5 protein-coding genes are annotated in these 3,107 nt (G+C 39.7%); all 5 read left to right on the forward strand.

Annotation, left to right across the window (positions count from 1 at the left end):
* The first annotated feature begins 155 nt into the window (after positions 1–155).
* The 5 genes from KGY70_19810 to KGY70_19830 all read left to right on the forward strand — a co-directional run bounded on the left by KGY70_19810 (position 156) and on the right by KGY70_19830 (position 3,081).
* A complete protein-coding gene (locus tag KGY70_19810) occupies positions 156–380 on the forward strand; it encodes a hypothetical protein (GenBank protein ID MBS3777451.1) in 225 nt (74 codons plus the stop codon).
* A gap of 2 nt (positions 381–382) precedes the next feature.
* The gene (locus tag KGY70_19815) at positions 383–841 is read left to right on the forward strand and encodes a hypothetical protein (protein MBS3777452.1); all 459 of its coding nucleotides are present in this window, start codon (positions 383–385) and stop codon (positions 839–841) included.
* Positions 838–1,104: a hypothetical protein gene (locus KGY70_19820; protein ID MBS3777453.1), complete on the forward strand. Its 267-nt coding sequence runs from the start codon at positions 838–840 to the stop codon at positions 1,102–1,104. Before KGY70_19815 ends, KGY70_19820 begins: the two co-directional genes overlap by 4 nt.
* A 100-nt stretch (positions 1,105–1,204) precedes the next feature.
* Positions 1,205–1,810, forward strand: a complete 606-nt coding sequence (locus KGY70_19825) for a hypothetical protein (protein ID MBS3777454.1) — start codon at positions 1,205–1,207, stop codon at positions 1,808–1,810.
* Positions 1,811–1,812: 2 nt separating this feature from the next.
* Positions 1,813–3,081 carry a hypothetical protein gene (locus KGY70_19830; GenBank protein MBS3777455.1) on the forward strand — a complete coding sequence of 423 codons (1,269 nt, stop codon included), beginning with the start codon at positions 1,813–1,815 and terminating at the stop codon, positions 3,079–3,081.
* The last annotated feature ends 26 nt before the right edge of the window (positions 3,082–3,107 follow it).

Here is a 3,107-nt window from a genome sequence, read left to right on the forward strand (position 1 = left end):
CTGATGTTTCAAAAAATGAAAAGAACTACCCGAAATTCGGTGAGGAAGAGATAAAAAAAGCATCTGAAAGTGGAAAATTGACAAGCACTGAAATAGCTACCCTGGATGATGCGTTTATAAGAAAATAGTACGTAATACATGAGAAGATATTCTATATGCAGATAGATGAGAATAGATTTGAAACGCTTGAAAAAGACGTAAGGGACATTAAAAATTTTTTGCTCGGCGATGAATGGCGGGAAAATGGAATAAAACAACGTGTTGAACGTAATGAAAAAGAACTAAAAAAATGGAAGAGACGTTGGTGGATAGCAGTTGGAGCCGGAGGTGTTGTCTTTTTCCTACTGAAATGGGGTGACAATTTTATAGGAATATTTTAATTATGGATAAAGAACAGCTCAAACAACTAATCAAACAAACCCTCATAGAAATAGGGTTCTATTCTGAATCTGCTCTCAATCTCTTAATGGGCACAGCAGCTCAGGAGTCCCATCTCGGTCATTATATTGAGCAGATTAACGGGCCTGCGAAAGGTATATTCCAGATGGAGCCTAATACTTTTGAAGATCATATTAATAACTATCTCAACTATAAACCTGACCTTAAACAGCGAATTGAAAAAACTTGTGACCTCAAAGAGTGGAAAGCCGATGCACTCGTTTATAATCTGAAATTCGCTATTTGTATGGCGAGGGTGCATTATCTTAGAGTGCCGAAGCCGCTGCCAGACCGGGATGCTTATCATGATCTTGCTGAATACTGGAAGGCTCATTATAACACATATAGAGGACGTGGTACAGTAGAACAATTTGTTAACAATTATAAAGAATTTGTGTTATGAAAGATAAAAAACTCGGATATTTAGAGACTTACAATAAAGAAGCCGACATGATAGAGAAAAGTTCAGACAGGCAAAAAAGTTATTTTGCCCTATTCATGGCTTTTCTCATTGTTGCCGGGCAAATATGGCAGGCAGGCTCTATGGATGATTGGGGTTTTGTCGCAATCGTTTTTATATTTTTATTATATAGTGCAGCACCGAAGGCTTTAAAAGAGATTGCGGCATTAAAAAACTTTGCCTCCGATATAAAAGGCAAGGATTGATGGTTTCATAATGATTGGATTTTTGCCGCCCGGTTTTGAAGGGCCGGGCGGTTTTTTAAAACGTTAAATAGCTAAATTTAAATAATTAAATCATAAAATTATGGCTGGTATAACTAGTAAATTCGGAGAACCGGGAGGCGCATTTCTGCTGCCTATCGGTGAAACAAATGATCTGACAACTTCCGGTAAAGGCGTTGTTAGTAATCCGCAAAACCTCTTAACGTCTGACTTTTCAGATGCAGGAGAAGATTTTGCAAGTATTTCAGATAACACTTTTGAGGCGAACGGGAGTAATTACTTCGTGAATCAGGTTATCAGGGGTGGCAATGATGATGGGAATAATTATGTAGTGAAAAATGTTGGCGGCACAAGCGGCACGGACACGATAACTGTTGATCGTAATATCCAGGAATCAAACGGCGATGATATTTTCACGTCTCAGTATTATTCTATACAAACTGCGGATGATCCTGAGAATCATGGCAAAATTGCAGACAGTGAAAAATATTTGAATATGCTTTATATTTTTGTTCTTCTGAAAAGTGGTTACACGTCTGGCCAAGTTCATGTTATTTTTGCCGACGGGACGGAAATATCTGATTTTGAATTGAGTAACAAAGAAAACATAAGCCTTGTTCCTATGAAGAAAATCGTTTTGGATGATAATAATGTTTTAGATACTGTTTATTTTTGTAAAGCTTATTAATCATGCTAAACATAAATAACAACATAGTAGGGGCAAAAGGGGGATTACTGGGTGCCTGGTACGGCTTCCGATTAATCAAAGGTCAAACAGAAACTCTTGTTACGGAAATTGGGAGTGATCCTGCTACTATTGCAGCCAAGCCTGTCAACTCGTATGACATGATATACCCGGCAGTGGTAGATCATGCAGGAAATGTTGTATATAAACTGGGTGGAAGTACTGGAAATGATCTGACGAAGAAGAAGGATTCTGATGAAGCTTCTGACCTGACAGGAGCAGATGGAGAGGTGATGACCGTTTTCGAGCCGTTTTACTATCGGGTTGATATATGGTCAGATGGCACAGATACTTACGAGGATTGGAAATTTTCACTGTATCCACTATCTGGCTTTGCGAAAACTCCGCGCTTTTTCTGGGGTATTTATCCTGCATATTATAATTCAGGTAGTGATATTATACAATCTGTATCCGCCGTAACACAGGAGACAAATCAAACAAGAGATTGGTTCCGACAGAAAGCCGCGAATATAGGTAGCGGGTGGTGTATTGAACCTTACTTCATGTATAATATCATATACCACCTTTGGGTAGCTGAAAGTCTTAATCTCAATTCACAGGAAGCTATAAGTACAGGTGCAACGAATGCAAATAGTGGAGATTGGGATACATTCTGTTCAGGGAAATGGCCGGTATGGGAGACTCATGGCGGGGCATTATCGAGCTATGCCGATCCTGATGGCAATCTTATTGTTGATAGCCCTAATTCTGCCGATGTTAGACATGGTGAAATATCTCTTACAATTGAGAACTGGGGGGATGGAACGAAAACGTTAAATACACAGATAGCGGTTATGTTCCATATCCGAAATCCTTTTGGGCATATCTGGAAATTTAAAGATGGTTTGAACCTGCATAATAGTTCAGAAAATGGGGCAAGGGCATACACATCTCATAACCCAGGCGACTTTGCTGATGATACGGAAACTGGTTATAATCTAATAGGCAATATTGCAGAGAACGATGGATATGTAAGTGAATTTTTAAATAAGCACATGCTTCCGACTCAAATTAATGGAGGCTCTTCTGAGCATGTAGGTGATTATCATTTCACTTACTACGACAACGACCCCAACAGCGGTTGGCGTGGTGCGTATGCCGGTGGTATTCTGAACAATGGTTCGCTTGCCGGGCCCGCGGACTTCAAATTGGCTAACGGTTCGACTGTCAATGCTCCGACGCTCGGCGCGCGGCTCTGCAAAATTTTTGAATAATGAAAGGAAATAGACCAATACAACAA

Source organism: Bacteroidales bacterium, from assembly GCA_018334875.1.
In the GTDB taxonomy this organism is placed as follows: Bacteria; Bacteroidota; Bacteroidia; order Bacteroidales; family UBA12077; genus JAGXLC01.